Below are 23,787 nucleotides of genomic sequence, written 5' to 3'. Positions count from 1 at the left end.
CGCGAATGACTGACGGCATCGCCGGAACAGGCATCAAGCTCGGCACCACGCTCTACTCGATGACGAGCGAGTTCGCCGCGGGGCTCTACACCCCCGAGACCCTCATCAAAGAAGTGCACGACCAGGGCATCGGCCCGGGCGTCGAGTTCAACTTCGCGCAGCTGCTGCGCTCGTACCCCGACGTCGATGCCGACTTCACGAAGCTCTGGTTCGACTCGCTCGAGACGTACGGTCTCGAGGCCAGCGCCGTCGGCACGAACCTCGACATGGGCCGGCGCAAGGACCGCGACATGACGCCGGACGAGGAGCACGACTTCTTCGCGCGCCAGCTCAAGTCGGCGCACACGCTCGGTTTCAAGACGGTCGTCATCCGCTCGGCCGGCAAGGAGCTGCTGCGCCGGCTGCTGCCCCTGGCCGAGAAGTACGACCAGCGACTCGGCTACGAGATCCACGCGCCCTCGGGTCCCAACGACCCGAAGGTGCTCGAGATCCGCGAGGTGTATGACGAGCTCGGGAGCGACCGGCTCGGCTTCACCGCCGACTTCTCGTCGACCATGCACTCGCTCTCTCCCACCCTGCTGCGCACGCTCGGCCAGATGGGCATGGACGAGAAGCACTTCCCGGTCATGGACGAGATCTGGCGAGAGCCCACCCCCATGCACGTGCGCAACCAGAAGTTCGAGGACTACCTCTCGGGCGAGGGTGTCGACCCGCTGCGCTTCGGGCCGTTCACGCGCCTGGCCTTCAACATGCACGGTCTCGTGCCGCCGGAGGAGTGGCTCGACATCATGCCGCAGATCTTCCACGTGCACGCGAAGTTCTACGACATCGGCGTGGACGGCCAGGAGTCGGCCATGGACATCCCGCGCATCGTGAAGCAGTTCGTGATCGGCGGGTACGAGGGTTATCTCTCCAGCGAATGGGAGGGCCACGCCTTCAGCGACCTCGGCGAGAGCGACCCCATCGATCTCGTCAAGAAGCAGCACGCGCTCATGCGCAAAGCCATCGAACAAGCCGTCGCCGAGCGCCAGCCGGCCTGACAACCCTCACCCACGAAGGAGTATCCGTGTCGAACACCACCACCGAGGCATCCATCTCGGACCTCATCGCCGAGATCGCGCGCCTGCGCGAGCAGGTCGAGGCCGCCCAGTCCCTCGCGCAGCGCGCCGAGGACCGCGGACAGGTCGAGAACCTGTTCAACCGCTACATGTTCCTGCACAACGCCTTCGAGGACGAGCAGATCATCCCGATGTGGGTGAAGGAGGGCACCGAGGGCATCCGCGCGCGATACACCAACGCCGGTCAGTACACGACCTGGCAGAGCGTGACCGACTACCACCGCGGGCGCCCCCACCCGGAGGGCAAGCTCATCCTCCACACCACGAACACCCCCGTGATCGAGGTCGCCGCCGACGGCAAGACCGCCAAGGGCGTCTGGCTCATGGCCGGCACCGAGTCGGGCCTGACCGACCCCAAGGTCGCCGAGGCGTTCCCCGACATGTACTCGCCCGACGAGGTGCTCGGCAAGAAGGTCTGGGCGCACTGGGTGTGGTGCAAGTACGCGATCGACTTTCTCAAGCAGGACGGCGAGTGGAAGTTCTGGAAGTTCCGCTGCTACGAGCTCGCCCGGGCCCCCTTCGAGGAGAACTGGGTCAGCTTCGGCCTGAAGAACCAGGGCGCCTTCGACCTCGACCTGATGTACTTCGGCGACGACGGCAAGCCCGTCTTCATGCCGCCCGCTGACGAGCCGGTTCCCTCGAAGAACCACCCGTACAGCCCCCAGACGACGCAGAAGCTCGAGCCCGTGCCGCCGGTGGCGCACGAGCACTTCGTCGACACCTTCGCCTAGGAGTCCCCGTGGCCACCCACAACTCGCTCTTCGCCGAGAAGGACGTCCGTCGTACCGACGACGGGCTCGCCGTCTCGGTGCAGCTGCCGTGGTATCGGAGCCTCTGGCTGTCGGCCGTCGACGGGGTCGCCGCCTCGGTGAACGGTGTCGCGGTCCCGACCGAGGACCTCCGGTTCGTCCTCGAGGGTCGCGAGTACCGCGTCGAGGAGCTGCCCGAGCAGTCCGACACCCTGTGGTTCGTCGCCGACCGCCCCGATGTGCTGATCCACCTCGACACGCCGCCCGCGGCGGGCGAGAAGGTCACCGTCGAGGTCGTGCTGACGATGCGTCTGCTCTACATGCAGATCATGCCGGGCGTCGACGGCGGTCCCGGTCGCTACGTCACGAACCGGGTTCCGGTCGAGCGCGAGCTGGTGCTGGCATGACCGCGCCCGCTCGCGTCACCGTGCCCGAAGCGCCGCTTGGCGACACTCCGCCGAAAACTCCGCTCCGCGTCGCCATGATCGGCTACGGCTTCATGGGAGCCGCCCATTCCGTGGGTTGGCGCCAGGCGCCGCGCATGTTCGACCTGCCGCGCGCGGTCGAGATGACCGTGGTCGTCGGACGGAACGCGGATGCCGTGGCATCCGCCGCCGAGAAGTGGGGCTGGGCCGAGTCGGCCACCGACTGGCGCGAGGTCATCGGGCGCGACGACATCGACATCGTCGACATCGTCACGCCCGGCGACTCGCACGCCGAGATCGCCATCGCGGCCCTCGAGGCGGGCAAGCACGTGCTGTGCGAGAAACCGCTGGCGAACACGGTCACCGAGGCCGAGGCGATGGCCGAGGCGGCTGAGCGGGCGCGGGCGCGTGGCATCCGGTCGATGGTGGGCTTCACCTACAGGCGCGTCCCGGCCGTCACCCTGCTGCGCGACATGATCTCCGAGGGGGCGATCGGGACCGTGCAGCAGGTGCGCGCGGCGTACCGGCAGGACTGGCTCGTCGACCCCGACATGCCGCTCGCCTGGCGTCTGCAGAAGGAGCACGCGGGCTCGGGTGCGCTCGGCGACATCGGCGCGCACATCATCGACATGACGCAGTTCGTGACCGGGCTCGGCGTCGAGAGCGTCACGGGAACCCTCGAGACGATCGTGAAGCAGCGGCCGCTGCAGGCCGACGGGTCGGGGCTGTCGGGCTCGGCCGGCGAAGGGTTCGGTGAGGTCACGGTCGACGACGCCGCGATCTTCACCGGGCGGCTGTCGAACGGCGCCCTCGCGTCCTTCGAGGCGACCCGCTTCGCGACCGGGCGCAAGAACGCCCTCACGATCGAGGTGTCGGGGGACCGTGGCGCCTTGGCGTTCGACCTCGAAGACCTCAACAGCCTGCGGTTCTACGACCGCACCGCCCCCGACGGGCGGCAGGGCTTCACGCGAATCCTCGTGACCGAGCCGCAGCATCCGTACGTCTCGGCGTGGTGGCCCGCGGGGCACATGCTCGGCTACGAGCACGGCTTCAGCCACCAGGTCGTCGACCTCGTCGGCGCGATCGACGCCGGCACCGACCCGCACCCCTCATTCGACGAGGGGCTCCGCGTCCAGCGCGTGCTCGACGCGGTCGAGCGCAGTTCCTCCGCCGACGCGGTGTGGACCGGCGTCGCATCCCCCGTCCCCGCTTCGTGAAAGGCCCCGTCATGGCACGCCCCATCACCCTGTTCACCGGCCAGTGGGCCGACCTGCCCTTCGAAGAGGTCGCGCGCCTCGCCGGCGAGTGGGGCTACGACGGCCTCGAGATCGCCTGCTGGGGCGACCACATCGACGTGTCGCGCTGGGACGACGCCGACTACGTGCAGTCGCGTCTCGACATCCTCGAGCGCAACGGTCTGAAGGTCTGGACGATCGCCAACCACCTCGTGGGCCAGGCCGTGTGCGACGACCCCATCGATGAGCGCCACCACGACATCGTGCCGCCGCGCGTGTGGGGGGACGGGGATGCCGAGGGCGTTCGCCGGCGTGCCGCCGAGGACCTCAAGAACACGGCGCGCTTCGCCGCGAAGCTCGGCGTGAAGACGGTCACCGGCTTCACCGGGTCGAGCATCTGGAAGTACGTCGCGATGTTCCCGCCGGCCTCCGACGCCATGATCGAGCGAGGGTACGCGGACTTCGCCGAGCGGTGGCATCCGATCCTCGATGTCTTCGAGGAGGTCGGCGTGCACTTCGCGCTCGAGGTGCACCCGTCCGAGATCGCGTACGACTACTGGACCGCCAAGAAGACGCTCGAGGCGATCGGACACCGGAAGAGCTTCGGGTTCAACTTCGACCCCTCGCACTTCGTGTGGCAGCAGCTCGACTCGGTCGCGTTCGTGCTGGATTTCGCGGAGCACATTCTCCATGTGCACTGCAAGGAGTCCACGACCAACCTCGACGGCCGCAACGGCGTGCTCGGCTCGCACCTGTCGTGGGACAACCCGCGCCGCGGGTGGACGTTCGTCTCGACCGGCCACGGCGACGTGCCGTGGGAGCCGCTCTTCCGCGCGCTGAACGCGATCGGCTACGACGGCCCGACGAGCGTCGAGTGGGAGGACGCCGGCATGGACCGGCTCGTCGGCGGCCCCGAGGCCCTCGCCTTCGTTCGCAAGCTCGGCGAGATCACGCCGCCGCACCAACTGTTCGACGCCGCGTTCTCGCAGAAGGGCTGAGACATGACCGACGTCGTGAACGTGCTCATCCTCTCGGGGCACATGACCGTCGAGCATGACAACGCCCACCGGAGCTTCCGCCTGCACAACCAATGGATCACGACGCTGCTGGAGGACACCGGGCGCTTCAAGGTCCGCGTCGTCGAGGACCCGCGCGGGCTCCCGGCGAGCGTCATCGACAAGTACGACGTGCTCATCGTCATCTTCGAGGGCCGCGACGGCTACCACGACATGGCCACCGGGTTCGGGGCGGAGACGGATGCCGCGATCCTCCGGTTCGTGCACGACGAGGGCAAGGGCATCGTCTGGTTCCACGGCTCCGCGGCTCAAGAGGATCGCTGGGGCTACCCCGAGGAGTACAACGTCATGCGCGGAGCCAAGCTCAGCGCGTGGGAGACGGGCCTCCGCCCCCGCCCGTGGGGCGAGGCGCAGTTGCACACGGCCGAGCCCCGGCATCCGATCACCGAGGGCATCAACGCGACGTGGACCGTCACGGGAGACGACATCCTCGTCGGCGTGCAGATGTACGAGGGCGCCCAGGTGCTGCTGACGACGTTCGACGATCTCGAGGCGTACGAGAAGGCACCGGTGTGGCCGATGTCGCACTACCCCGTCGACATCCCGCCGGAGGGCATCGCCGCCCTGCCGGGCATCAACACGGAGCAGCCGCTCGCGTGGATCAACGAGTACGGCAAGGGGCGGTCGTTCACGATCACGATCGGGCACGACATCGACACGTTCCGGCGCATCGAGTTCATCCGCATGTTCCCGCGCGGCGTGGAGTGGGCCGCGACCGGCGAGGTGACGCTGACGGGCCCGGACCGCCGCGGCGACCGCCGCATCAACCCCTGGCCGTACTACAACGGCGAGGGGTGACGCGCGGCGCTGCGGTGCGCGGCGCGTCGGGCGTCGCGCCGGTCGGGGCGTAGCGCGGGGCGGTGCCGCTGCGCGCGGCGCGTGTCGGGGCGCGTCGGGTGCTGCTCGCGGCGATGCTCGGCGCGCGTCGGGCGCCGGGCGAGACACGCATAAACGCGATTCGCTCACAGAAACGCGAGCACACCGCGTTTATGCGCGTGGATCGCGTTTATGACGGAGACGTCTATGACGGTGAGGAGACGGGTGTGATCGGAATCGGCATCCTGGGGGCCGGCGGTATCGCCGAACGCGCGATGGTCGAGCCCGCGCGCGGGGTGGAGGGCGTCGAGGTGGTCGCGATCGGGGCGCGCGATCCCGAGCGGGCCCGGGTGTTCGCCGACCGCCTCGACCTGCCCGCGTGGGGCGACTACGACGCGGTGTTGTCCGACCCGCGGGTCGACCTCGTCTACCTCGCGCTCCCGCCGGTCGTGCACGCGGAGTGGGCGCATCGCGCGCTCGCCGCCGGCAAGCATGTGCTGTGCGAGAAGCCCCTGTCGGCGAACGGCACGACCGCCGCAGCGATCGCGGATGCCGCGGAGGCCACGGGCCGACGCGCGTTCGTCGGGTTCCACTTCCGCCTGCACGGCTTCATCCGCGAGCTCCTCGACACGATCGGCTCCGGCGTGCTCGGTGAGGTGAAGCTCGTCGAGATCGACTTCAGCATCCCGCACTTCGTCGTGCAGCCCGGCAACATCCGCCTCGATGGCGACCTCGCGGGTGGGGCCGTGATGGACGTCGGCTGCTACGCCGTCGATCTCCTCCGTGCGGCGTTCGGCGAGCCCGAGGTGATCACGGCGACGGCGCAGACGTATCACGCGGATCCCCGGGTCGACCTGCAGACCGACGCGGAGCTGCGCCTGCCCGGCGGCATCCCGGTTCTCCTGCGGGCCTCGTTCCTCGGCGACGATCAGGGCGCCATGTGGGTGCGCGTCGATGGCAGTGACGCGTCGTTGCTCGCGACGAGCGTGATCGTGCCGCAGTGGGGAGCGACGCTCACCGTGACGTCGTCCGACGGGGAGGTGCTCCGCTCGGTCGCGGCGGAGCCGGGGGAGAACAGCTACGCGCGGCAGCTCGAGCACCTGCGCGATGTGCTCGCCGACGGGTCGCCGAGCGTCCTCGACGCCCACCGCGGCGCGGGGACGATGCGGGTGGTCGACGCGATCTACCGCGCGGCGGGACTCCAACCGCGCTGACGGGCGCGGCGGTATCGTCGGGACGATGAGCCCTTCCCCCGCTGTCGAGACCGCGACCCTCGCCGACGTCGATGCGCTGCTGGCGTTCTGGGCGATCGCGGGCGAGAATGACGCGCGGCCGAGTGACTCGGCTCCCGTGGTCGAGGCGCTCCTGCGCCGCGACCCCGAGGCCGTGCTCGTCGTGCGCTCGGACGGACGGATCGTCGGCACCGTCATCGCGGGCTGGGACGGGTGGCGCGCGCATCTCTACCGCCTCGCCGTGCACCCCGATCACCGCCGTCAGGGCCTCGCCCGAGTCCTCCTCGACGCGGCCGAGGCCCGTCTTCGCGCGCTCGGCGCCGGACGCTTCGACGCGATGGTGCTCGAGGGCAACGACCGGGGCGCGTCCGCCTGGGCGGCTCGCGGATATGCGCCGCAGCCCGAGTGGCGGCGGTGGGTGCGGCCCGCGCGCTGACCTACAGCGAGCCCCGCGGCGCACCGCAGCAAGGAGGCCAGAACACTCAGCCGTTTCTGCGTGTAGCCCGCCGTCGTGACCGTCAGCCGCGGTGGAACGGGCAGCCCGACGGGGTGTCCGCGCGGCGCACGCGCCCACCGGAGCGCGGCTTGGTCGGCATCCGGCGCCGATTCACCTCCAGGCCGTGGCCCGAGATCCGCAGGCGAGGGTCGCTGAGGACGGCGATGGATGCCGCGAGCCCGGCGATCGCGAGCTTCTCGCCCGGGCAGCGGTGACCGGTCGGCACCTCGCCGCCGCCGTGGGGGACGAAGGCGCGCAGCGCCTCGTAGTCGTCGATGCCGCGGAAGCGTTCGGGGTCGAACGTCGAGGGCCGCTCCCACTCGCGCGCGTTGGTGTCGGTGCCGAGGATGTCGAGCACGACCCGGCCACCGGCGGAAACGCGCTCGCCATCGAGCTCGACGTCGCTCACGGCCCACGCGGGGAGCATCGGCACGAAGGGAGCGGTCCGGCGGATCTCCTGCGCGAACGCCGTCGCCAGCTCGCCGCTCACGAGCGAGCCGCGCTCGGCCGTCTCGGCCGCGATGCGCTCGCGCCACTCGGGACGGTCGTGCAGCTCCTTCGCGGCGAACGCGACGAAGCGCGAAACCGCGATCATCGGACGGAAGCTGTTCTGCAGTTCGATGCCCGCGCGCTTCGCGGGCAGCAGCTCGCCGGAGCGGTCGCGGTGCCACGCCCAGGCGTGCAGCGCCGTGCCCTCGGCGGGATCGAGGGTTCCGGTACGAACGGCCTCGATGAGTTCGGCGGCGTGGCGGTCCGACCACCGACGGTTCGCCAGGGCCAGCAAGAACTCGGGCGAGTACGGCACGCCGAACCCGTCGACGATCTGTGCCTGCCGCTTCGCCCAGCGCGTCTGTGCCGTGGCGGTGCCGGGGATGCCTGCCCACCGCATGATCGCGCGGCCCAGGGCTCCCACCGCGGCGTCGTACGCTGAGCGCTCGCCGCCCGCGACCCACGCGTCGAGCTCGCCCTGCCACTGCCGTTCGAGCTCGGGCAGCAGGCGCTGTACCTCGGCGTCGTCGTAGAGCACGTCGACGAACGTCGCCTTGCGGTGGCGGTGCTCCTCACCGTCGAGGCTGTGCACCGAGCCGTGGCCGAACAGCGACTCCTGGATGAACGCCGGCATCGCGCCGTGCCGGCGGGTCAGCGACTCGTCGTAGAAGAGCCGCACCCCTTCCTCGCCGCGGACGAACAGCGCTTCTCGCCCGAGGAGTCGGAACGGCACCGCTCGCGCGCCGCGATCGGCGCGTCGCCACAGGTGCGCGCCGAATCCGTAGCCGCGGACCAGGAGCGAGAGCGAGTCGTCACGAAGCAGGGCGAGGGGGGATGCCATGCCCCCACGGTTCCACGCGCGCGCCGGCTCGCCGAGGGGGCGGCGCGACCCGAGGCCCGTGTGATAGCGCGTGAGGGGTCAGTTTCTGTCGCTTCCGAGCTGGGGAAGCGACAGAAACCGACCCCTCGCGTGGCCGAACCGTCAGGCGGGGACGCGGGCGCCCTCGAGGATCGGGCGCAGTACCTTCTGCACGTACCAGCCCGCCACCATCGTGCTCTCGGCGGGGTGCGGGCTCTGGTCGGACTCCACGACGATCCAGCCGCGGTAGCCGTGCTCTGCCAGGGCACCGACGAATGCCTCGAAGTCGACGAGCGCGCGCTCGTCGCTCGGCTCGTAGAACCAGCGCAGGATCTTGCGCGCGCCGCCCTCGGTGCGGATGAACTGCTCCGCGTGCGGGGTGCTCGCCTCGGCGTCGTCGACCGTCTCGCGTGCGTCCTTCAGCTGCACGTGCACGACGCGGTCGGCGTGACGCCGGTAGAACGCGACCGGGTCGATGCCCGCGATCGCGTACTCCGCCGTGTCGATCGCGAGGCCGACCTTCGCGGCATCCGTCGCCTCGAGCAGCCGCGAGATGCCGTCGTCGAGGCGCAGCGCCGAGAGGAAGTCGACGTGCAGCCCCAGGGCGACGCCGTCGCCGGAGATCGCCTCGCCGACGGTGTTCCACAGGTGCGCGAGCACCTCGATCTGCTCGGCCGACAGAGCGCCCGTCTGCCACGCCGACGGCGCGGCGCGCACGACGAGCACGCTCCCGCCGAGGCGGCGGATGGCATCCGCGAACCACCGTGCGGTGCGCACGATCTGGTCGACCGACGCCGGGTCGAGCGGGTCGGGGCCGCGCCCCATCTCGACCTCGAAGCCGACGGAGGGGTCGTAGACATAGCTGCTCACGGCCTCGATGGCGCACGAGGACAGGAACTCGCCGAACTCCTCGACCGAGCCGTAGAGGTCGGCGAGCTGCTGGGGCGTGCCCAGCGGCTCCCACGCGCCGAAGCTCTCGGCGGTCAGCTCGATCCCCGCGAAGCCGCTGATGGACGCCGTCTTGAACGCCCGCTCGTGCTCGCGCTTGCGCACGAATGAGTCGATGTTCGTGTCCCACTGGTTGATGGCGTAGGCCCAGCGCACGTCGCTCATCGCGCGACCTCCTCGTTGTAGATGCCGTCCAGGACGTTCTTGGCGTACCAGCGCGAGATCGCGGTGCTCTCGGCGTAGTCGCCGCCGAGCTTGTCGGCCTTGTCGTGCTCGACGCTGATCCAGCCGGTGTATCCGTTGTCGCGGACCGATCGCATCATCGCCTCGAAGTCGACGAGGCCCTCGTCGGTGCCCATCTCGTAGAACCACTTCTCGGTCGTCTTCGCCGAGACCTCGGCATCCGGGAACATCCGGTAGTCGTCGTTGACGTCCTTGTGGCGGGTGTCCTTGAAGTGGAAGCCCGTCACGCGCTCGTGGTGCTTCTCGTAGACGTCTACGGGGTCGACATCGGCGATGCAGTGCTGCGCGGTGTCGACGAAGAACTTCACGTAGCGCGGGTCGGCGTACGAGTAAAAGCGGTCGATCTGATCGCGCGTGCGGATGCCGGCGTAGAACTCGTGGTGGCAGGTGAGGTTCACGCCGTACTGCTGCGTGAGCTCGCCGACCTTCCCCCAGATGTCGGCCGCGTGCTTGAGGCCGTCGTCGGGCACTCCCGCCTCGTCGAAGTAGCGGGACCCCGGCATGACGATGATGTTGTCGAGCTGGATGCCCGACCACATGTCGAGGGTGCGCTGGAAGTCCTCGAGGATCGTGCCGTGGGTCGCGGGCACCTCGGGCGCGTAGCGATCGGGGGAGTAGTAGACGCCGTGGAACGTGTTGACGATGCGCTCGAGGCCCTGCTCCTGCACGAACTCCTGGTAGTTCGCGACCGAACCGTACTGCTCGAAAATCTGCCAGATGCGGAAGTCGAAGGTGTCGATCGCGTCGAAGCCGACGGCGGCGACCTGCTGCAGGAAGCGCTTCATCGCCAGCTTGGACTGCCACTGGTCGTAGGGGCCGGCGGGGCCCTGGGCCCGCCAGTGGTCCATGTAGCTCCACTTGATGGGTCGGTCGGTCATTGCGTGCTCGCTCTCTGAAGGGATGCGGATGGGTGACGGTCGGAGAGGGCGCCGGCGGCCAACGAGAGATGACGCGACGTCATCTCCCACGGGTCGTCGTCGAGCCACTCCTGGCCGCCCCACTCGCTGCAGAGCGTGCCGGTGAAGCCCGTCGCGGCGAGGGCGGCGCCCACGTCGCGAAGGGGGTCGGAAAGTCGGTGATCGGCGTCGTCGAGGTCCCAGAACTTCAGGTGCACGGCACCGAGGAGGGGGAGGACGGATGCCAGGTCCGAGATGTGCGCGCGACCGAACCGCACGAGCAAGTTCATGTACAGCGTGTGCACCGGCCCCGGTACACCGCCCGACCGCAGCAGGCCGATGACCGCGTCGTGGGTCGCCGCGTCGCGCCACTCCTCGCGGAGGCGACCGACGAGGTCGCCCGGGATGCCGCCGCGCTCGAGCCGCTCGAGGTAGGTCACCGGCAGGGCCGGCATGAGCATGCTGATGTCGAGCAGGAGGCGCACGTGCGGGGTGTCGAGCTCGGCGATGCGGTCGTAGTCCGCCGGCCGCGCGGCCGGGGTCTCGTGGCCCTGCGCCTCCTCGAAGAGCACGAGGTCGAGGTCTTCGAGCAGCGGCACGAGGTCGTCGAGGATCGCCCCGGCCTGGCCGATCGGCAGGCGGACTCCGGCGGCTCCCACCGAGGCGGCTGCGCGCAGCTGTGGTTCGAGGAATGCCCGGCGCTCGGCATCCGTCCGTCGTCGCCCACGGTCGTACTCGTCGATGCTGACGCCGACGATGCTGACGCGTCCGCCCTCGGCGGCGAGCCGGTCGCGGAAAGCCTCGACGTCGCGCGTCGGTGGCGCGGGGAATCCGCGCCACATCTGGCCCAGTTCGATCTCGACGGCCGAGGCGATGCCTCGCTCGACGAGCGTGAGGGCGAGGTCGGGGGCGCTGCGCTCGGCCCCGATCACCTCGGGGGTGAGGTTGAAGGCGCTGGCGGAGAGGGTCCACCCCTCGGGCAGGCTCACGCGGCTTCTCCGACGTCGAGCGAGACGCTCGGGGCAGCGGCTCCCGCCTCGAGCTCACGGCGGAAGGAGAACGGCAGGCGCAGCGGGGCGTCGGGCCCGGCGGGCAGATACGGGATCTCGAGCCGGAACGACACCGACACCTCGTGGATGCCGGGGGTCACGGCATCCGGAATCTCCAGCACGACGCGATCCTGCAGGTACCACCAGCCGCCCTCGTCGGTGAGCGCTGCGGCGGGTACGCGCCGCGTGCCGAGGACGACGGAGGGCTCGTGCCGCGTTCCGTCGAGGTGGACGACCGGGTCGATCAGGCTCGCCACGGGGAGCGACCGGATCCACGGCAGCGAGAGACGCACCTCCGTCCCGTCTGCGGCGGTGCGCAGCGCATCGTCGCGCAGGGCGGAAAGGGTCATGGCGGGCACGTCCTCGTGTCACAGCGCGCCCGATGGCGCGCTTCCGCTCACAACCTACCGACTAATGTCGAAATAGGGAAGAAGTCAGGCGGGTGTCCCGTGCACCGCCGCGACGGTCGGCCGCCCATCCGCGAACCAGCGCGGCAGGCTCACCTCGAACAGCTGCTCCAAGGCGAGGTCCACGCCGCCGCGGACGGGCTCCCGCGTGTCGTTCTCGCTCGTCTTGATCTGAAGGTCCCGGGTCGCGAGGGGAAGGGACAGCTCGTAGACCCGGTGGCGCACCTCGGCGAGGAACAGCTCGCCCGTCGACGCGACGGCCCCGCCGATGACGATGAGGCTCGGGTTGAACATGTTGACCAGGGCGGCGACGGCCTCGCCGACCTGCCGGGCCGAGGCCTGGACGAGCGAGATGGCCAGGGCGTCGCCTCTGCTGGCTGCGAGGGTGATCCTCTCGAGGCTCAGATCGTCGCCCGCGGCCACACTGTCGGCGAGGGGGCCCGTGGCGCCTCCCTCGATCGCCGCGCGGGCGTCGCGCACGAGCGCCCATCCCCCGGCGACGGCCTCGAGGCAGCCGATCTTGCCGCACCGGCAGACCTGCTCGGCGCCGGGAACGCGCACGTGGCCCATGTCGCCCGCGGCGCCGTTCGCGCCCCGGTGCAGCCGGCCGTGAGAGACGAGCCCGGCGCCGATCCCCGTGCCGACCTTGCAGTAGATGAGGTCGATCGCCTCGTCGCGGCGGCGCGCGCGCTCGCCCGCGGCGAGCAGATTCACGTCGTTGTCGACCCAGACGGGGGCCTCGTAGCGCTCCTCGAAGGCGCCGCGGACGTCGAAGCCGTTCCAGCCCGGCATGATCGGCGGGGCCACGGGGCGCCCCGTCTCGAAGTCGACGGGGCCCGGGAGGCCCACGATGATCGCCCAGACGGGGGTGCCGTCGCCTTTGGCGAGCAGCTCGTCGACCATCGCGGTCGCGGTGGTCAGGGTCTCCTCGGGGCCGCGCGCGATGTCCCACACGCGATGGGCCTCGTCGAGGATCTCGCCGTCGAGGTCGGTCACGCCGACGTGGATGTGCTGACCGCCGAGCGCGCACACGACGATGCGGCCGCGTTCCGCGCGGAAACGCAGGGTTCGGGGCGCGCGGCCGCCGGAGGAGGGGCCGTACTCGGCATCCTCGAGGAAGCCCATCTCGACGGCGCGGTCGACGCGCTGGGCGACGACACCGCGGCCGAGGCCCGTCACGCGGCCGATCTCGGGGCGCGTCACTGCTTCACCGAGGCGGACCATGTTGACGATCCGCAGGAGGCTCGTGACCTCGTCGGTCTGGGCGCCGAAGCGGAGGGTGGACACGTTGGCCATGGGTTGATCTTCACATAAGAGCGGGTCTGTCCTGCTCGAATCTCGTCATCTATAGTTCGTGACGTGACAACTTCGGCATAAATCATGCCGAAGTAGGCGAGGGGGCCGACATGACGTGGGGCGTGGGCATCATCGGGTCGGGTCCCGGCGTCGCGGCGCTGCACGCGCCGACCCTCGTGCGCACCGGTGGTGACTTCCGCCTCGTCCACGTGAGCGATGCCGGGAGCGGGCGGGCCGCGGCGATCGCGGAACGGTTCGGTGCTCGTGCGTCCACGGGGATCGATGCGCTCCTCGCCGACCCCGAGGTCGACGTCGTCGCGATCTGCAGCCCGCCCGCGCTCCATGCGGAACATGTGCGCGCGAGCCTGGCCGCGGGTCGTCGGGCGATCTTCTGCGAGAAGCCGCTCGCCGATACGGCTCAGGATGCCGAGCTCCTCGTCGCCGAGTGCGCGGCGGTCGGTGCCCTCCTCGTCGTCGGGACGAACCATCTCTTCGACCCGGCGTGGGGGCGGGCGACGCACCACCTGAACGCCCTCGAGGGGCGCATCTCCTCGGTGACGGTCACGCTGTGCCTTTCGCCCAACGACCGGTACCACGCGCTCACGATGGGCGAGCCGCTTCCCTCGGCGCCGCCCGCGAAGCGCCCGCCGCTCGACCTCGACGACCCCGAGCAGAGCGCCGCGATCGTGCGCCAGCTCGTCGCGGGGCTCGGCGTCCACGATCTTCCGCTCGTTCGCGACCTCGTGCCGGGCGGTCCGGAGGTGCTCTGGGCGCGGCCCGTGCCGCCGATCGGCTTCGACCTCGCCCTGCGCGCGAACGGCGCTCTGGTGCGGTTCACGACCGTGATGCTGCCCGAGGGGGCCGACTCGCTCTGGCGGGTGAGCGTCGCCACCGCCGGTGCTCGTGTCGAGGTCGAGTTCCCCCCGCCGTTCGTCCACGTGGGTGGCGCGCGCACCACCGTGCGCGACGCGCAGGGCGTGCAGACCGTCTACCCGATCGACCGTCGCGACGGCTACGAGGTCGAGTGGCGGGCGCTCGCGGCGCTGCTGCGCGGCGAGGCCGCGATGGAGTACGACGAGCTGCGCGCCGACGCCTCGTTCGTGACGGCTATCGCCGACGGGGCGGCCGAGGCCGTGCGGGACGGTGCCGTGCGGGACCGGGCCGTGCCGGACCGGGCCGTGCGCGAAGACGACGCGCGCCGGGGTGCCGTGCGGGCGGGGTCGGTGCGATGAGGGACGTGTGGACCGACCTCCCCGCGTACCGCGCGGCGGTGGCCGAGCTCGCGCCGCGGGTGAGGCCCGGCGGTGGCGTGGACGCGATCCGGGTAGTCGAGGGCCGCGGCGCCTGGTGGGAGCGTCTCGTCGACGCCGCGGCGTTCGTCGTCGACGAGCCCGACCCGGCGCCGACCGACGTGCACGCGCGGCTCGGCGCGATCGGCTCTCCGGTCGCGGTCGTCCGTCGACGCGTGCGGCCCGACGTCGTCGCCGACGCGGGTGCCGAGCCCGTCGTACCGCGGCACGTCGTGATCGACGCCTGGGGAGGACGAACGGATGCCACGGCCCTCCTCCGTGACGCGGTCGGGTGGGCGCGGATCCTCGCCGGCGGTTCGTTGAGCCTCGTCGATCGCGCCGATACCGCCACGGCCACAACTCTGGCCCTGCGCGGTCTGGACGGCGTCGGCGCGAGCGTGACCCGTGCGATCGGCGGCGGAGTGGGAGGCGCGCTCGTCGCGACCGCGCTGGGCCCGCGCCGTCTCGAGGTGCGCGTGGACACCGCGTCGCCGCTCGCCGAGGTGGCGTTCGGCGACGAGGGCGGTCGCCGCATCCGGCCCGTCCGGCGCGAGTCCCCGGAACGTCTCGCGCTCCGCCGGGTCCTGGATGCCATCGACGCGGGCGCCGTTCTCAGCGATCTGCCCGAGCTGGCGGCGGACGACGCCGTCATCTCGCACCCCTCCTGACGAGCGGAGCTGCCCTCCACCGGAGCATGTCCCACTTGTGGTGGGTTGCGGGCTCCCAGGCCAACCAGTTTTGGGACATGCACCGTCAGAAGTGGGACGAGCGATGCCCGGGGTCCGTTCACGCGTGAAGCGAGCGTCGAGCGAATAAGTCACGCCGATGCCCGGCATCCACAGAATCGGATTCCCTGATACCGACTTCGGTCGGATAGTGGAAGAAGAGTCGGAACGACCCGATTCACCGAAAGGATCGAAGATGATCAAGCTTCTCTCTCATCTGTCGTTCGTCGCGATCACGACTCCTGATGTCGAGGCCTCGGTGGACTTCTACGTCAACCAGGTGGGGCTGACCGAGGTCGCCCGCGAAGACGACCGTGTCTACCTCCGCTGCTGGGGCGACTACTACGCGTACTCCGTCATCGTCGTCAAGGGCGACGAGCCGGGCATGGAGACCATGGCCTGGCGCACCTCGTCGGCCGAGGCGCTCGAAGAGGCCGCCAAGCGCGTGCAGGCCGCCGGCATCGAGGGCGAGTGGTTCGAGGGCCGGGGCATCGGCCGCGCGTTCCGCTTCACCGGACCGCAGGGGCACAACATGACCCTGCACTGGGACGTCGAGCGCCACCGCGCCGAGCCGCACACCGCCTCGATCTTCCCCGACCGCCCCGAGAAGCGCAGCTCCGTCGCCGGCGCTCCCCGCCAGCTCGACCACGTGACCGTCGCCACGAAGGACGTCGATTCGTTCGTGCAGTGGTACGTCGACACGCTCGGCTTCCGCTTCATGGCGCGCACCGTTCTCGACGAGGCGCCCATCTCCGTGTTCTCGGTCCTGACGACGAACGAGAAGTCGCACGACCTCGGCGTCGTCCTCGACGGCTCGAGCCGCGCCGGCCGCATCAACCACTACGCCTTCTGGGTCGACACCCGCGAAGAGCTGCTCATCGCCGCCGACACCCTCATGGAGAACGGCGTGCCGATCGAGTACGGCCCCAACATCCACGGCATCGGCGAGCAGACCTTCCTCTACTACCGCGAGCCCTCGACGCTGCGCATCGAGCTCAACACCGGCGGCTACCGCAACTACGTGCCCGACTGGGAGGCGAACACCTGGAAGCCCTCGCTCGGCTCGAACAACATGTACCGCAACGGCGCCATGCCGATGTCGATGACCGAGTCGTTCCCGCCCGCCGACGGCCCCAGCGCCACCGAAGAGGGCGTGCCCGACGAGATCAAGGACGCGCTGCTCAACCCCTACGCCGTTCAGGGCCGGGGCTGAGCCGAGATCCCGGTCGGGGAAAGTGAGCACCACCATGACGACTGCACCCTTCGCGCTCGCGCGTTTTCGTGAGGCGGATGCCGTGCGCATCGGCCTCGTCGCCGGAGACCGCATCCGCGCGCTCACCGCCGACGAACTGGGTGGAGGTCTGAACACCTTCCTCGCCGACCCCGACTGGGATCGCCTCGAAGCCCTCGCCTCCGGGCGGGAAGAGGCGCCGGGGGAGTGGCATCCCCTCTCGGATGTCACCCTCACGGCGCCCGTCGAGCCGCGGCAGGTGCTGCAGACCGGTGCCAACTACCGCGAGCACGTCATCCAGCTCGTGGCCGCGGGCCTGACGCAGAACACCGACCGCACGCCCGAGGAGGCGCACGCTTTCGCCGCCGACATGATGGACGAGCGCGCCCGCAGCGGCGAGCCGTACTTCTTCATCGGCCTCACCGCGTGCGTCGTCGGCGATGACGTGCCGCTCGTCCTTCCCTCGTACAGCGAGGTGCACGACTGGGAGCTCGAGCTCGCCGTCGTCATCGGCAAGGAGGCCTTCCGCGTCTCGCGGGAGGACGCCCTCGACCACGTTGCCGGGTACACGATCGTCAACGACATCACGACGCGCGACCTCGTGTTCCGCAAGGACATGAAAGAGATCGGCACCGACTGGTACCGGGCGAAGAACGCGCCCGGCTTCCTGCCGACCGGGCCCCTCCTCGTGCCCGCGCGGTTCGTCGACCCCGCCGACACCGACGTGCGCCTCGAGCTGAACGGACAGGTGATGCAGGATGCCAACACCTCCGACCTCCTGTTCGACGTGCCCGCGCTCATCTCGGCGGCATCGCAGACCCACCCGCTGCTTCCCGGCGACCTGCTGCTCACCGGCAGCCCCGCCGGCAACGGTCAGCACTGGAAGAGGTTCCTGCGCGACGGGGACGTCATGACCGGGACGATCGGGGCGCTCGGGACGCAGGTCGTGCGATGCGTGGGGGAGGCGTCGTGACCCTCCCCTCCGAGAACCCGGCCGACCTCGACCGGCAGAACCCCGAGGCCGAGATCGCCTCGCGCGCCGAGGCGTTCCGCAACTGGGGACGCTGGGGCGAGGACGACGTGCTCGGCACCCTCAACTTCATCGACGCCGACAAGCGCCGGGCGGCCGCGGCCCTCGTGCGCGACGGCGTCTCGATCTCGCTCTCGCAGCGCTTCGACACCGACGGCCCGCAGAAGGGCTGGCGTCGGCGGACCAACCCGGTGCACACGATGACCGACACGGGGACGGACGCCGAGCGCGGCAACCAGGGCTTCCCCCACGGGATCGGCGGCGCCGACGACGTGATCGCGATGCCCCTGCAGTGCTCGACCCAGTGGGACGGGCTCGGTCACATCTTCGACCACGGCTACGCGTGGAACGGCCGACGGGCCGGAGACGTCGTTACGAGCGACGGCGACCTGGTCACCGGCATCGAGCACGCGGCCGACGTCATCGTGTCGCGCGGCGTGCTGCTCGATCTCGGACGGCACCTCGCCCCCGAGGCGGGAGAGCTCGCCGACGGCTACGCGATCACCGTCGCCGACCTCGAGGCCTGTGCCGCGGCCGAGGGCGTCGAGATCGGGCGCGGTGACATCGTGCTCGTCCGCACCGGCCATTACACCCGCGCGCATCGCGACGGCTGGGGCGACTACGCCGGCGGACCCGCTCCCGGGCTCTCGCTCACCACCGCCGGGTGGCTGCACCGCACCGAGATCGCCGCGATCGCGACCGACACGTGGGGTTTCGAGGTGCGGCCGAACGAGTTCGACGTGCCGGCGTTCCAGCCGCTGCACCAGGTCGTCATCCCCAACTTGGGGCTGACGATCGGCGAGATGTGGAACCTCGACGCGCTCGCCGCGGCCTGCGCCGCCGCGGGACGCTGGGAGTTCCTCCTCTCGGCTCCGCCGCTGCCGATCACGGGGGCGGTCGGCTCGCCGGTGAACCCCGTCGCTCTGCTGTAATCGCTTCACCCGTCCCCGTTTCGATCACCCCCGTCCCAGAACAGAGAGGTTCTGACATGACCGCCGTTCAGAAAGTCGCGATCGCCGGAGCCGGCGTCGCGGGCCTGGCCACCGCGATCTTCCTCGCCAAGGCCGGCGTCGAGGTCGACCTGTATGACGCCCAACCCGCGCTGTCCACGCGCGGCTCGGGCATCACCCTGCAGGGCAACGCGCTGCGCGTCTTCGACGAGCTCGGCGTCTGGGACGAGGTCGCCGCCGCCGGAAAGGCCTTCGAGGGTCTCAACTTGCGCGCCCCCGGCCCCGGTGCTCCGGTCGTCGCGGCCCTGCCCGACCTGAAGACCGGCGGCCCCGACTACCCCTCCACGATGGGGATGTCGCGTCCCGATCTGGCGGGGATCCTGCTCGCCGCGGCCGAGCGCCACGGAGCGCGCGTGTACTTCGGCACGCGGGTGACCGGCGTCTCGCAGACCGACGACGGCGTCGCGGTGGAGGTGGACGGCGAGCCCGCGGGCACCTTCGACCTGCTCGTCGGCGCCGACGGCCTGCACTCGGCCGTGCGCGAGATGATCGGCATCCACGTTTCGCCCGAGCAGACGGGCATGGGCATCTGGCGCACCTTCGTGTCGCTGCCGCCCGACGTCGACCGCAGCGAGCTGTACTACGGCGGCCCGATGTACATCGCCGGCTACACGCCCACCGGCGACGACACGATGTACGCGTTCCTCGTCGAGGCGGCGCAGGACCGCTCCCAGGCGACGCCCGAGGAGGCGCGGCGCATCATGGTCGAGCAGTCGCGCGCGTACGACGGACCGTGGAACCACATCCGCGCCGACATCGAAGCCGGTGCCGACGCGAACTACACGTGGTTCACGAAGCACCTCGTCGAGGCGCCGTGGAACCGCGGTCGCGTCGTCGTGATCGGCGACGCCGCGCACAGCTGCCCTCCCACGATCGCGCAGGGCGCGGCCCAGGGCCTCGAGGACGCCGCGGTCCTGAGCGAGCTCCTCGTGGAGCGGGATGCCGTCGACCAGGCGCTGTGGGACGCGTTCCACGAGCGCCGCGTCGCGCGCGCGAAAGCGATCGTCGACGCCTCGGTGCAGCTCGGTCAGTGGCAGCTCGACGGCGTCCGCGACGCCGACATGGGCGGCCTGATGTTCGGCGTCGCGCAGCTGACGGCGGCCCGCGCATGAGCCTCGCGACCGACGGCGTCGACCGCAACGAGGTCACCGACGTCCACGCCCACCTGCTCATGCCCGGGCTCCACGCCGAGGTCGAGCGCCGCGTGCCTGACGAGGTGCAGGCCGCGGCCGACCTCGAGCTGAAGCGCAACGGCCTCGCGAGCCTGCAGGCCTCGGGACGCATGATCGGCGAGCGCTTCCCGCGCCTGACCGACGTGCGCGCGCGCCTGGAGGCGATGGACGCCCAGGGCGTCGACCGCCAGTGGGTCAGCCCCTCGCCGAACCACTTCTACCCGTGGGCGAACGAGGGCCTGGCGACCTGGACGACCGCCGAGGCGAACCGCCTCATCGCCGACCACGTCGCGCAGGCACCCGACCGTCTCGTCGGTCTCGGGACCGCGCCGCTGCAGCATCCGCACCTCGTCGTCGACGCGCTCGACGACGCCGTTCTCGGGCGCGGCCTCGCGGGCGTCGAGATCTCGTCGTTCGCCGGGGACGTCGAGCTCAGCGACGAACGCCTCGAGCCCTTCTGGGCCCGCGCGGCCGAGCTGCGCGCCGTGGTGTTCCTGCACCCCTTCGGCTGCTCGCTCGACGAGCGGCTCGACCGCTTCTACCTCTCCAACACGGTCGGCCAGCCCACCGAGAACGCCGTCGCGCTGTCGCACCTCATCTTCGCGGGCGTGCTGGATCGGCATCCGGGACTCCGCCTCATCGCGGCGCACGGCGGGGGATACCTGCCCACCGCGATCGGCCGCTCGGACCGCGCGTGGACCGTCCGCCCCGAAGCGCGCGGCTGCGCGCACGCCCCGTCGACCTACCTTTCGAAGCTCTGGTTCGACACGGTCGTGCACGACGAGCGGGCGCTGCGCTGGCTGGTCGAGGCGGCGGGTCCCGACCGCGTGCTGCTGGGCAGCGACTTCCCGTTCGACATGGGACTCGACGATCCCGTCGGCTTCGTGCGCGGCGCCGGACTCTCGGATGCCGAGACCTCCGGCATCCTGGGCGGAAACGCCGCGGAGCTGCTGCGCACCCGGGTGCACGCGTGAGGATCGCACGGTGGGCCGACGGGGCCGATGTGGGCGAGGGCTTCGTCGTCAACGACTTCGTGGTGCCGTTCCCGGACGGGCTCCGGGTCGCCGAGGTGCTGGCGCAGGGGCTGTCCGCGGCCTCGGCGCTCTACGAACGCCGGGACCGTGCCGCGGCCCGGCCGCTGACCGAGGTGCGCCTGCTCGCCCCGCTCGTGCCGGCGTCGATCCGCGACTTCGTCGCCTTCGAAGAGCACGTCGAGGGCGTGAGCGCGTCGGTCGACGGCAAGAGCGAGGTCGTGCCCGAGTGGTACGAAGCGCCGACGTTCTACTTCACCAACCCGCACACCGTGCGGGCGACGGGTGACGTCGTCGCCATCCCCGAGACCCAGCGTCTCGACGTCGAGCTCGAGCTCGCCGCCGTGATCGGGGCAGCCCCCGATTCCGACGGCGAGAACGTCGACGCCGAGACCGCGGCGCGGCACATCTTCGGCTACACCGTCATGAACGACTGGTCGGCCCGCGACCTGCAGTCGCGCGAGATGAAGGTGCGCCTCGGGCCCGCGAAGGGCAAGGACTTCGCGATGACGCTCGGACCGTGGATCGTCACGGCCGATGAGCTCGAGCCGTTCCTCGACGCCGACGGCTTCCTCGCGGTGCGCGCCGAGCTCTTCATCAACGGCGAGCTGATCGGTCACGACCTCGTGTCGAACATGGGCTGGCCGTTCCCCGAGCTCGTCGCCTACGCCGCGCGCAACTCGATCGTCGTTCCGGGTGACGTGCTCGGCTCGGGCACCGTCGGCAACGGCGGGTGCCTCGGCGAGCTGTGGGGGCGCCGCGGCGGTCTCGACCCGCGAGCGCTCGAACCCGGTGACGAGGTGCGCCTGGCGATCGAGGGGGTCGGCGAGATCGTCAACGTCGTGGGGGAGCGGATCGCCGCCCCGCCCGTGCCGCGGGCGCGCGTCCGCTCGAGGGCGCGGTCGCGATGACCACCCCCGGGCTCACCGGGAACCTCTTCGTCGTGACCGGTGCCGCGGGAGGGCAGGGTGCCGAGGAAGCGCTCGCCCTCGCCCGCGCGGGTGCCGAGGTGGTCGCGGTCGACGTGGCGGATGACGCCCCGGACCTGCGCGACGCACCGGGCATCACCTACCGCCGCCTCGACGTCTCGAGTGAGGAGGACTGGGCTGAGCTCGCCGCCGCTCTTGAGGGGCGCCGGGTCCGCGGGCTCGTGAACAACGCCGGCATCACCCACCGCGCGCGCATCGGCGAGCTGGACCGCGGCGACTGGGACCGCGTCTTCGCCGTGAACGTCACCGGCGCGATGCTCGGCATCCAGGCTCTGCTGCCCCTGATGGATGCCGGGTCCTCGATCGTCAACATCGGCTCGGTCGCGGGACTCACGGGGCACTACACAGCCGCGTACACGGCGAGCAAGTGGGCGCTCCGGGGGCTCACGCACGCGTGCGTCACAGAGCTCGGGCCCCGTGGCATCCGGGTCAATCTCGTGCACCCGGGCTTCATCCGCACGCCGATGACGGCCTCGGCGGCGCCCGCTTTCGCCGACGCGAACACGGCGATCATTCCGCTGCACCGGGTGGGCGAGTCCTCCGAGGTCGCCGGGATCGTCGCCTTTCTCTTGTCGGATGCCGCGGCCTTCATCACGGGGGCCGAGATCGGCGTCGACGGGGGACAGGCGCTCTCGGGCGCGGCGACGGTGTTGTCGAACGCTCTCCGCTGATGTCCGACGCGGCTAATGTCAAAAATCGACATAAGTCGGGTATGATGGACGGGACGTCGGGGCTCCGCGAGCCCGTTCGCCCGGTGAGGGAGCCGGAGCGGCACATACGGTCGCGTCGATCGCCCGGTCGTACGGGCGCCCCACGCATGACTCTCTCTCCCGCTCGCGTCCGCATCCTCGTCGCGGCCCTTCTCACGGTGTCGTTCCTCGGCGCCCTCGACCACACCGTCGTCTCGACCTCTCTCGCCACGATCGCCGGCGACCTCGGCGCGCTCGAGCACATGAGCTGGATCATGGTCGGCTACACCCTCGCGGCCACCGTGATGCTCCCGGTCCTCGGCAAGCTCGGCGACGTCGTCGGGCCGCGCCTGGTCTTCGTCGTCTCGCTCGCGCTGTTCCTCGCCGCGTCGCTCGCGTGCGGCTTCGCGCCCGACCTCGGCTGGCTCGTCGCCGCGCGGGTGGTGCAGGGACTCGGATCGGCGGGCCTGCAGCTGATGTCGCAGACGATCGTCGCGCGCGTGACGAGCCCGCGCCAGCGGCCCCGCTACATGGCGGTGATCGGTGCGGCCTTCCCCGTCGCGATCGTGGTGGGACCGGTGGTCGGTGGGCTCATCACCGACTACTGGAGCTGGCCGTGGGTGTTCTGGATCAACATCCCCGTCGGTCTCGTCGCGCTCGTGCTCGCGCTCGTCGCCGTCCCTCGACTGCCGGGCGGCGCGCACCCGCGTTTCGACGTGCCGGGCTCCCTCGTGTTCACGGGGTCGCTCCTGGCGCTGATCCTCGCCGTGACCTGGATCGGCGACGACACCCTTCGCCCCGCGGCGATCGCGTGTGCGGTGGGGGCGGGTATCGGCATCCTGGCCCTGGTCGCGATCGAGCGGCGGGCCGCGGCGCCCATCCTTCCGCCGAGGATCCTGCGCAACCGGACGATCCTCGTCTGTCTCGGACTCTCGCTCGTCGTGGGGGCGGGCCTGTTCTCGGTCGTCGCCTACATGCCGACGTACGTGCAGATGGCGTACCGCACCACCGCGACGGTGTCGGGTCTCGTGCCCATCGCGACCGTGCTCGGCATGCTCGTCAGCAGCCTGCTGACCGGGTGGCTCGTCAGCCGCTCGGGCCGCTACCGGCTCTACCCGGTCGTGGGTACCGCGCTCGCGGCTCTCGGCCTGACCGTGATGGCCCTGCTTCCCGTGGGAATGCCGCTGTGGGTGCCGATGGCGGTCATGGCCGCGGTCGGCATCGGCACCGGGGCGTTCACCAACCTCATCTTCGCCGTGGTGCAGAGCGCCGCGTCGCGCGACGACC

Annotated in this window: 24 protein-coding genes; 18 read left to right on the top strand and 6 right to left on the bottom strand. The window is 70.8% G+C overall.

The window, feature by feature from the left end; all coding sequences use genetic code 11:
* Positions 1-5: 5 nt before the first annotated feature.
* The 8 genes from NS283_RS05890 (at position 6) to NS283_RS05855 (ending at position 7,087) form a co-directional block, all read left to right on the top strand.
* The gene (locus NS283_RS05890) at positions 6-1,040 is read left to right on the top strand and encodes a sugar phosphate isomerase/epimerase family protein (protein WP_058595950.1); all 1,035 of its coding nucleotides are present in this window, start codon (positions 6-8) and stop codon (positions 1,038-1,040) included.
* A gap of 26 nt (positions 1,041-1,066) precedes the next feature.
* Positions 1,067-1,849: a nuclear transport factor 2 family protein gene (locus tag NS283_RS05885; RefSeq protein ID WP_058595949.1), complete on the top strand. Its 783-nt coding sequence runs from the start codon at positions 1,067-1,069 to the stop codon at positions 1,847-1,849.
* 8 nt (positions 1,850-1,857) lie between these two features.
* Complete coding sequence (locus NS283_RS05880; protein WP_058595948.1) at positions 1,858-2,274, top strand: C-glycoside deglycosidase beta subunit domain-containing protein; 417 nt, start codon at positions 1,858-1,860, stop codon at positions 2,272-2,274.
* Positions 2,275-2,348: 74 nt separating this feature from the next.
* The gene (locus NS283_RS05875) at positions 2,349-3,509 is read left to right on the top strand and encodes a Gfo/Idh/MocA family protein (protein ID WP_058595991.1); all 1,161 of its coding nucleotides are present in this window, start codon (positions 2,349-2,351) and stop codon (positions 3,507-3,509) included.
* 11 nt (positions 3,510-3,520) lie between these two features.
* On the top strand, positions 3,521-4,525 hold the full coding sequence (locus tag NS283_RS05870; RefSeq protein WP_058595990.1) for a sugar phosphate isomerase/epimerase family protein: 1,005 nt from the start codon (positions 3,521-3,523) through the stop codon (positions 4,523-4,525).
* A 3-nt stretch (positions 4,526-4,528) separates the two neighbouring features.
* A complete protein-coding gene (locus tag NS283_RS05865) occupies positions 4,529-5,401 on the top strand; it encodes a ThuA domain-containing protein (protein WP_058595947.1) in 873 nt (290 codons plus the stop codon).
* A gap of 245 nt (positions 5,402-5,646) precedes the next feature.
* Positions 5,647-6,633, top strand: coding sequence for a Gfo/Idh/MocA family protein (locus tag NS283_RS05860; RefSeq protein ID WP_058595989.1), 987 nt, complete (start codon positions 5,647-5,649; stop codon positions 6,631-6,633).
* A complete protein-coding gene (locus NS283_RS05855; RefSeq protein WP_241492197.1) occupies positions 6,527-7,087 on the top strand; it encodes a GNAT family N-acetyltransferase in 561 nt (186 codons plus the stop codon). The genes NS283_RS05860 and NS283_RS05855 overlap by 107 nt, the downstream gene beginning before the upstream one ends.
* An 82-nt stretch (positions 7,088-7,169) precedes the next feature.
* Here NS283_RS05855 and NS283_RS05850 read toward each other — a convergent pair whose 3' ends face one another.
* The 6 genes from NS283_RS05850 to NS283_RS05825 form a co-directional block, all read right to left on the bottom strand.
* A complete protein-coding gene (locus tag NS283_RS05850) occupies positions 7,170-8,477 on the bottom strand; it encodes a cytochrome P450 (RefSeq protein ID WP_058595945.1) in 1,308 nt (435 codons plus the stop codon).
* A gap of 141 nt (positions 8,478-8,618) precedes the next feature.
* Complete coding sequence (locus NS283_RS05845; protein WP_058595944.1) at positions 8,619-9,608, bottom strand: sugar phosphate isomerase/epimerase family protein; 990 nt, start codon at positions 9,606-9,608, stop codon at positions 8,619-8,621.
* Positions 9,605-10,564: a sugar phosphate isomerase/epimerase family protein gene (locus NS283_RS05840; protein ID WP_058595943.1), complete on the bottom strand. Its 960-nt coding sequence runs from the start codon at positions 10,562-10,564 to the stop codon at positions 9,605-9,607. Before NS283_RS05840 ends, NS283_RS05845 begins: the two co-directional genes overlap by 4 nt.
* The gene (locus NS283_RS05835) at positions 10,561-11,571 is read right to left on the bottom strand and encodes a hypothetical protein (protein ID WP_058595942.1); all 1,011 of its coding nucleotides are present in this window, start codon (positions 11,569-11,571) and stop codon (positions 10,561-10,563) included. Before NS283_RS05835 ends, NS283_RS05840 begins: the two co-directional genes overlap by 4 nt.
* Positions 11,568-11,981, bottom strand: a complete 414-nt coding sequence (locus tag NS283_RS05830) for a hypothetical protein (protein WP_058595941.1) — start codon at positions 11,979-11,981, stop codon at positions 11,568-11,570. Before NS283_RS05830 ends, NS283_RS05835 begins: the two co-directional genes overlap by 4 nt.
* An 84-nt stretch (positions 11,982-12,065) precedes the next feature.
* On the bottom strand, positions 12,066-13,334 hold the full coding sequence (locus NS283_RS05825) for an ROK family protein (RefSeq protein ID WP_058595940.1): 1,269 nt from the start codon (positions 13,332-13,334) through the stop codon (positions 12,066-12,068).
* A gap of 110 nt (positions 13,335-13,444) precedes the next feature.
* Between NS283_RS05825 and NS283_RS05820 the strand changes: the two genes are divergently transcribed.
* From NS283_RS05820 to NS283_RS05775, 10 genes are all read left to right on the top strand, one after another.
* Positions 13,445-14,566 carry a Gfo/Idh/MocA family protein gene (locus tag NS283_RS05820; RefSeq protein WP_058595939.1) on the top strand — a complete coding sequence of 374 codons (1,122 nt, stop codon included), beginning with the start codon at positions 13,445-13,447 and terminating at the stop codon, positions 14,564-14,566.
* Positions 14,563-15,291, top strand: a complete 729-nt coding sequence (locus tag NS283_RS18610) for a hypothetical protein (protein WP_193752634.1) — start codon at positions 14,563-14,565, stop codon at positions 15,289-15,291. Before NS283_RS05820 ends, NS283_RS18610 begins: the two co-directional genes overlap by 4 nt.
* 253 nt (positions 15,292-15,544) lie before the next feature.
* On the top strand, positions 15,545-16,561 hold the full coding sequence (locus NS283_RS05810; protein WP_058595937.1) for a VOC family protein: 1,017 nt from the start codon (positions 15,545-15,547) through the stop codon (positions 16,559-16,561).
* A 34-nt stretch (positions 16,562-16,595) separates the two neighbouring features.
* Positions 16,596-17,552: a fumarylacetoacetate hydrolase family protein gene (locus NS283_RS05805; RefSeq protein ID WP_058595936.1), complete on the top strand. Its 957-nt coding sequence runs from the start codon at positions 16,596-16,598 to the stop codon at positions 17,550-17,552.
* Positions 17,531-18,541 carry a cyclase family protein gene (locus NS283_RS05800; RefSeq protein ID WP_058595935.1) on the top strand — a complete coding sequence of 337 codons (1,011 nt, stop codon included), beginning with the start codon at positions 17,531-17,533 and terminating at the stop codon, positions 18,539-18,541. The genes NS283_RS05805 and NS283_RS05800 overlap by 22 nt, the downstream gene beginning before the upstream one ends.
* A 56-nt stretch (positions 18,542-18,597) precedes the next feature.
* A complete protein-coding gene (locus NS283_RS05795; protein WP_058595934.1) occupies positions 18,598-19,731 on the top strand; it encodes an FAD-dependent monooxygenase in 1,134 nt (377 codons plus the stop codon).
* Positions 19,728-20,765 carry an amidohydrolase family protein gene (locus NS283_RS05790; RefSeq protein WP_058595933.1) on the top strand — a complete coding sequence of 346 codons (1,038 nt, stop codon included), beginning with the start codon at positions 19,728-19,730 and terminating at the stop codon, positions 20,763-20,765. The genes NS283_RS05795 and NS283_RS05790 overlap by 4 nt, the downstream gene beginning before the upstream one ends.
* Positions 20,762-21,733: a fumarylacetoacetate hydrolase family protein gene (locus NS283_RS05785; RefSeq protein WP_058595932.1), complete on the top strand. Its 972-nt coding sequence runs from the start codon at positions 20,762-20,764 to the stop codon at positions 21,731-21,733. Before NS283_RS05790 ends, NS283_RS05785 begins: the two co-directional genes overlap by 4 nt.
* Complete coding sequence (locus NS283_RS05780) at positions 21,730-22,482, top strand: SDR family NAD(P)-dependent oxidoreductase (protein ID WP_058595931.1); 753 nt, start codon at positions 21,730-21,732, stop codon at positions 22,480-22,482. The genes NS283_RS05785 and NS283_RS05780 overlap by 4 nt, the downstream gene beginning before the upstream one ends.
* 146 nt (positions 22,483-22,628) lie before the next feature.
* Positions 22,629-23,787 (top strand): MFS transporter (locus tag NS283_RS05775; RefSeq protein ID WP_058595988.1); only part of this gene is annotated, 1,159 nt, incomplete at its 3' end.

The organism is Microbacterium testaceum (assembly GCF_001476285.1).
Classification (GTDB): Bacteria; Actinomycetota; Actinomycetes; order Actinomycetales; family Microbacteriaceae; genus Microbacterium; species Microbacterium testaceum_B.
The sequence above is the reverse complement of the archived record's forward strand: the minus strand, read 5'-3'. Positions and strand labels throughout refer to the sequence as shown.

Excerpts from the sequence above, each read along its gene's own strand:
- NS283_RS05890 (WP_058595950.1), top strand. The coding sequence starts at position 6 with ATGACTGACGGCATCGCCGGAACAGGCATCAAGCTCGGCACCACGCTC.
- NS283_RS05875 (WP_058595991.1), top strand. The coding sequence starts at position 2,349 with ATGATCGGCTACGGCTTCATGGGAGCCGCCCATTCCGTGGGTTGGCGC.
- NS283_RS05870 (WP_058595990.1), top strand. The coding sequence starts at position 3,521 with ATGGCACGCCCCATCACCCTGTTCACCGGCCAGTGGGCCGACCTGCCC.
- NS283_RS05865 (WP_058595947.1), top strand. The coding sequence starts at position 4,529 with ATGACCGACGTCGTGAACGTGCTCATCCTCTCGGGGCACATGACCGTC.
- NS283_RS05855 (WP_241492197.1), top strand. The coding sequence starts at position 6,527 with ATGTGCTCGCCGACGGGTCGCCGAGCGTCCTCGACGCCCACCGCGGCG.
- NS283_RS05850 (WP_058595945.1), bottom strand. The coding sequence starts at position 8,477 with ATGGCATCCCCCCTCGCCCTGCTTCGTGACGACTCGCTCTCGCTCCTG.
- NS283_RS05845 (WP_058595944.1), bottom strand. The coding sequence starts at position 9,608 with ATGAGCGACGTGCGCTGGGCCTACGCCATCAACCAGTGGGACACGAAC.
- NS283_RS05840 (WP_058595943.1), bottom strand. The coding sequence starts at position 10,564 with ATGACCGACCGACCCATCAAGTGGAGCTACATGGACCACTGGCGGGCC.
- NS283_RS05830 (WP_058595941.1), bottom strand. The coding sequence starts at position 11,981 with ATGACCCTTTCCGCCCTGCGCGACGATGCGCTGCGCACCGCCGCAGAC.
- NS283_RS05825 (WP_058595940.1), bottom strand. The coding sequence starts at position 13,334 with ATGGCCAACGTGTCCACCCTCCGCTTCGGCGCCCAGACCGACGAGGTC.
- NS283_RS05820 (WP_058595939.1), top strand. The coding sequence starts at position 13,445 with ATGACGTGGGGCGTGGGCATCATCGGGTCGGGTCCCGGCGTCGCGGCG.
- NS283_RS18610 (WP_193752634.1), top strand. The coding sequence starts at position 14,563 with ATGAGGGACGTGTGGACCGACCTCCCCGCGTACCGCGCGGCGGTGGCC.
- NS283_RS05810 (WP_058595937.1), top strand. The coding sequence starts at position 15,545 with ATGATCAAGCTTCTCTCTCATCTGTCGTTCGTCGCGATCACGACTCCT.
- NS283_RS05805 (WP_058595936.1), top strand. The coding sequence starts at position 16,596 with ATGACGACTGCACCCTTCGCGCTCGCGCGTTTTCGTGAGGCGGATGCC.
- NS283_RS05800 (WP_058595935.1), top strand. The coding sequence starts at position 17,531 with ATGCGTGGGGGAGGCGTCGTGACCCTCCCCTCCGAGAACCCGGCCGAC.
- NS283_RS05795 (WP_058595934.1), top strand. The coding sequence starts at position 18,598 with ATGACCGCCGTTCAGAAAGTCGCGATCGCCGGAGCCGGCGTCGCGGGC.
- NS283_RS05790 (WP_058595933.1), top strand. The coding sequence starts at position 19,728 with ATGAGCCTCGCGACCGACGGCGTCGACCGCAACGAGGTCACCGACGTC.
- NS283_RS05780 (WP_058595931.1), top strand. The coding sequence starts at position 21,730 with ATGACCACCCCCGGGCTCACCGGGAACCTCTTCGTCGTGACCGGTGCC.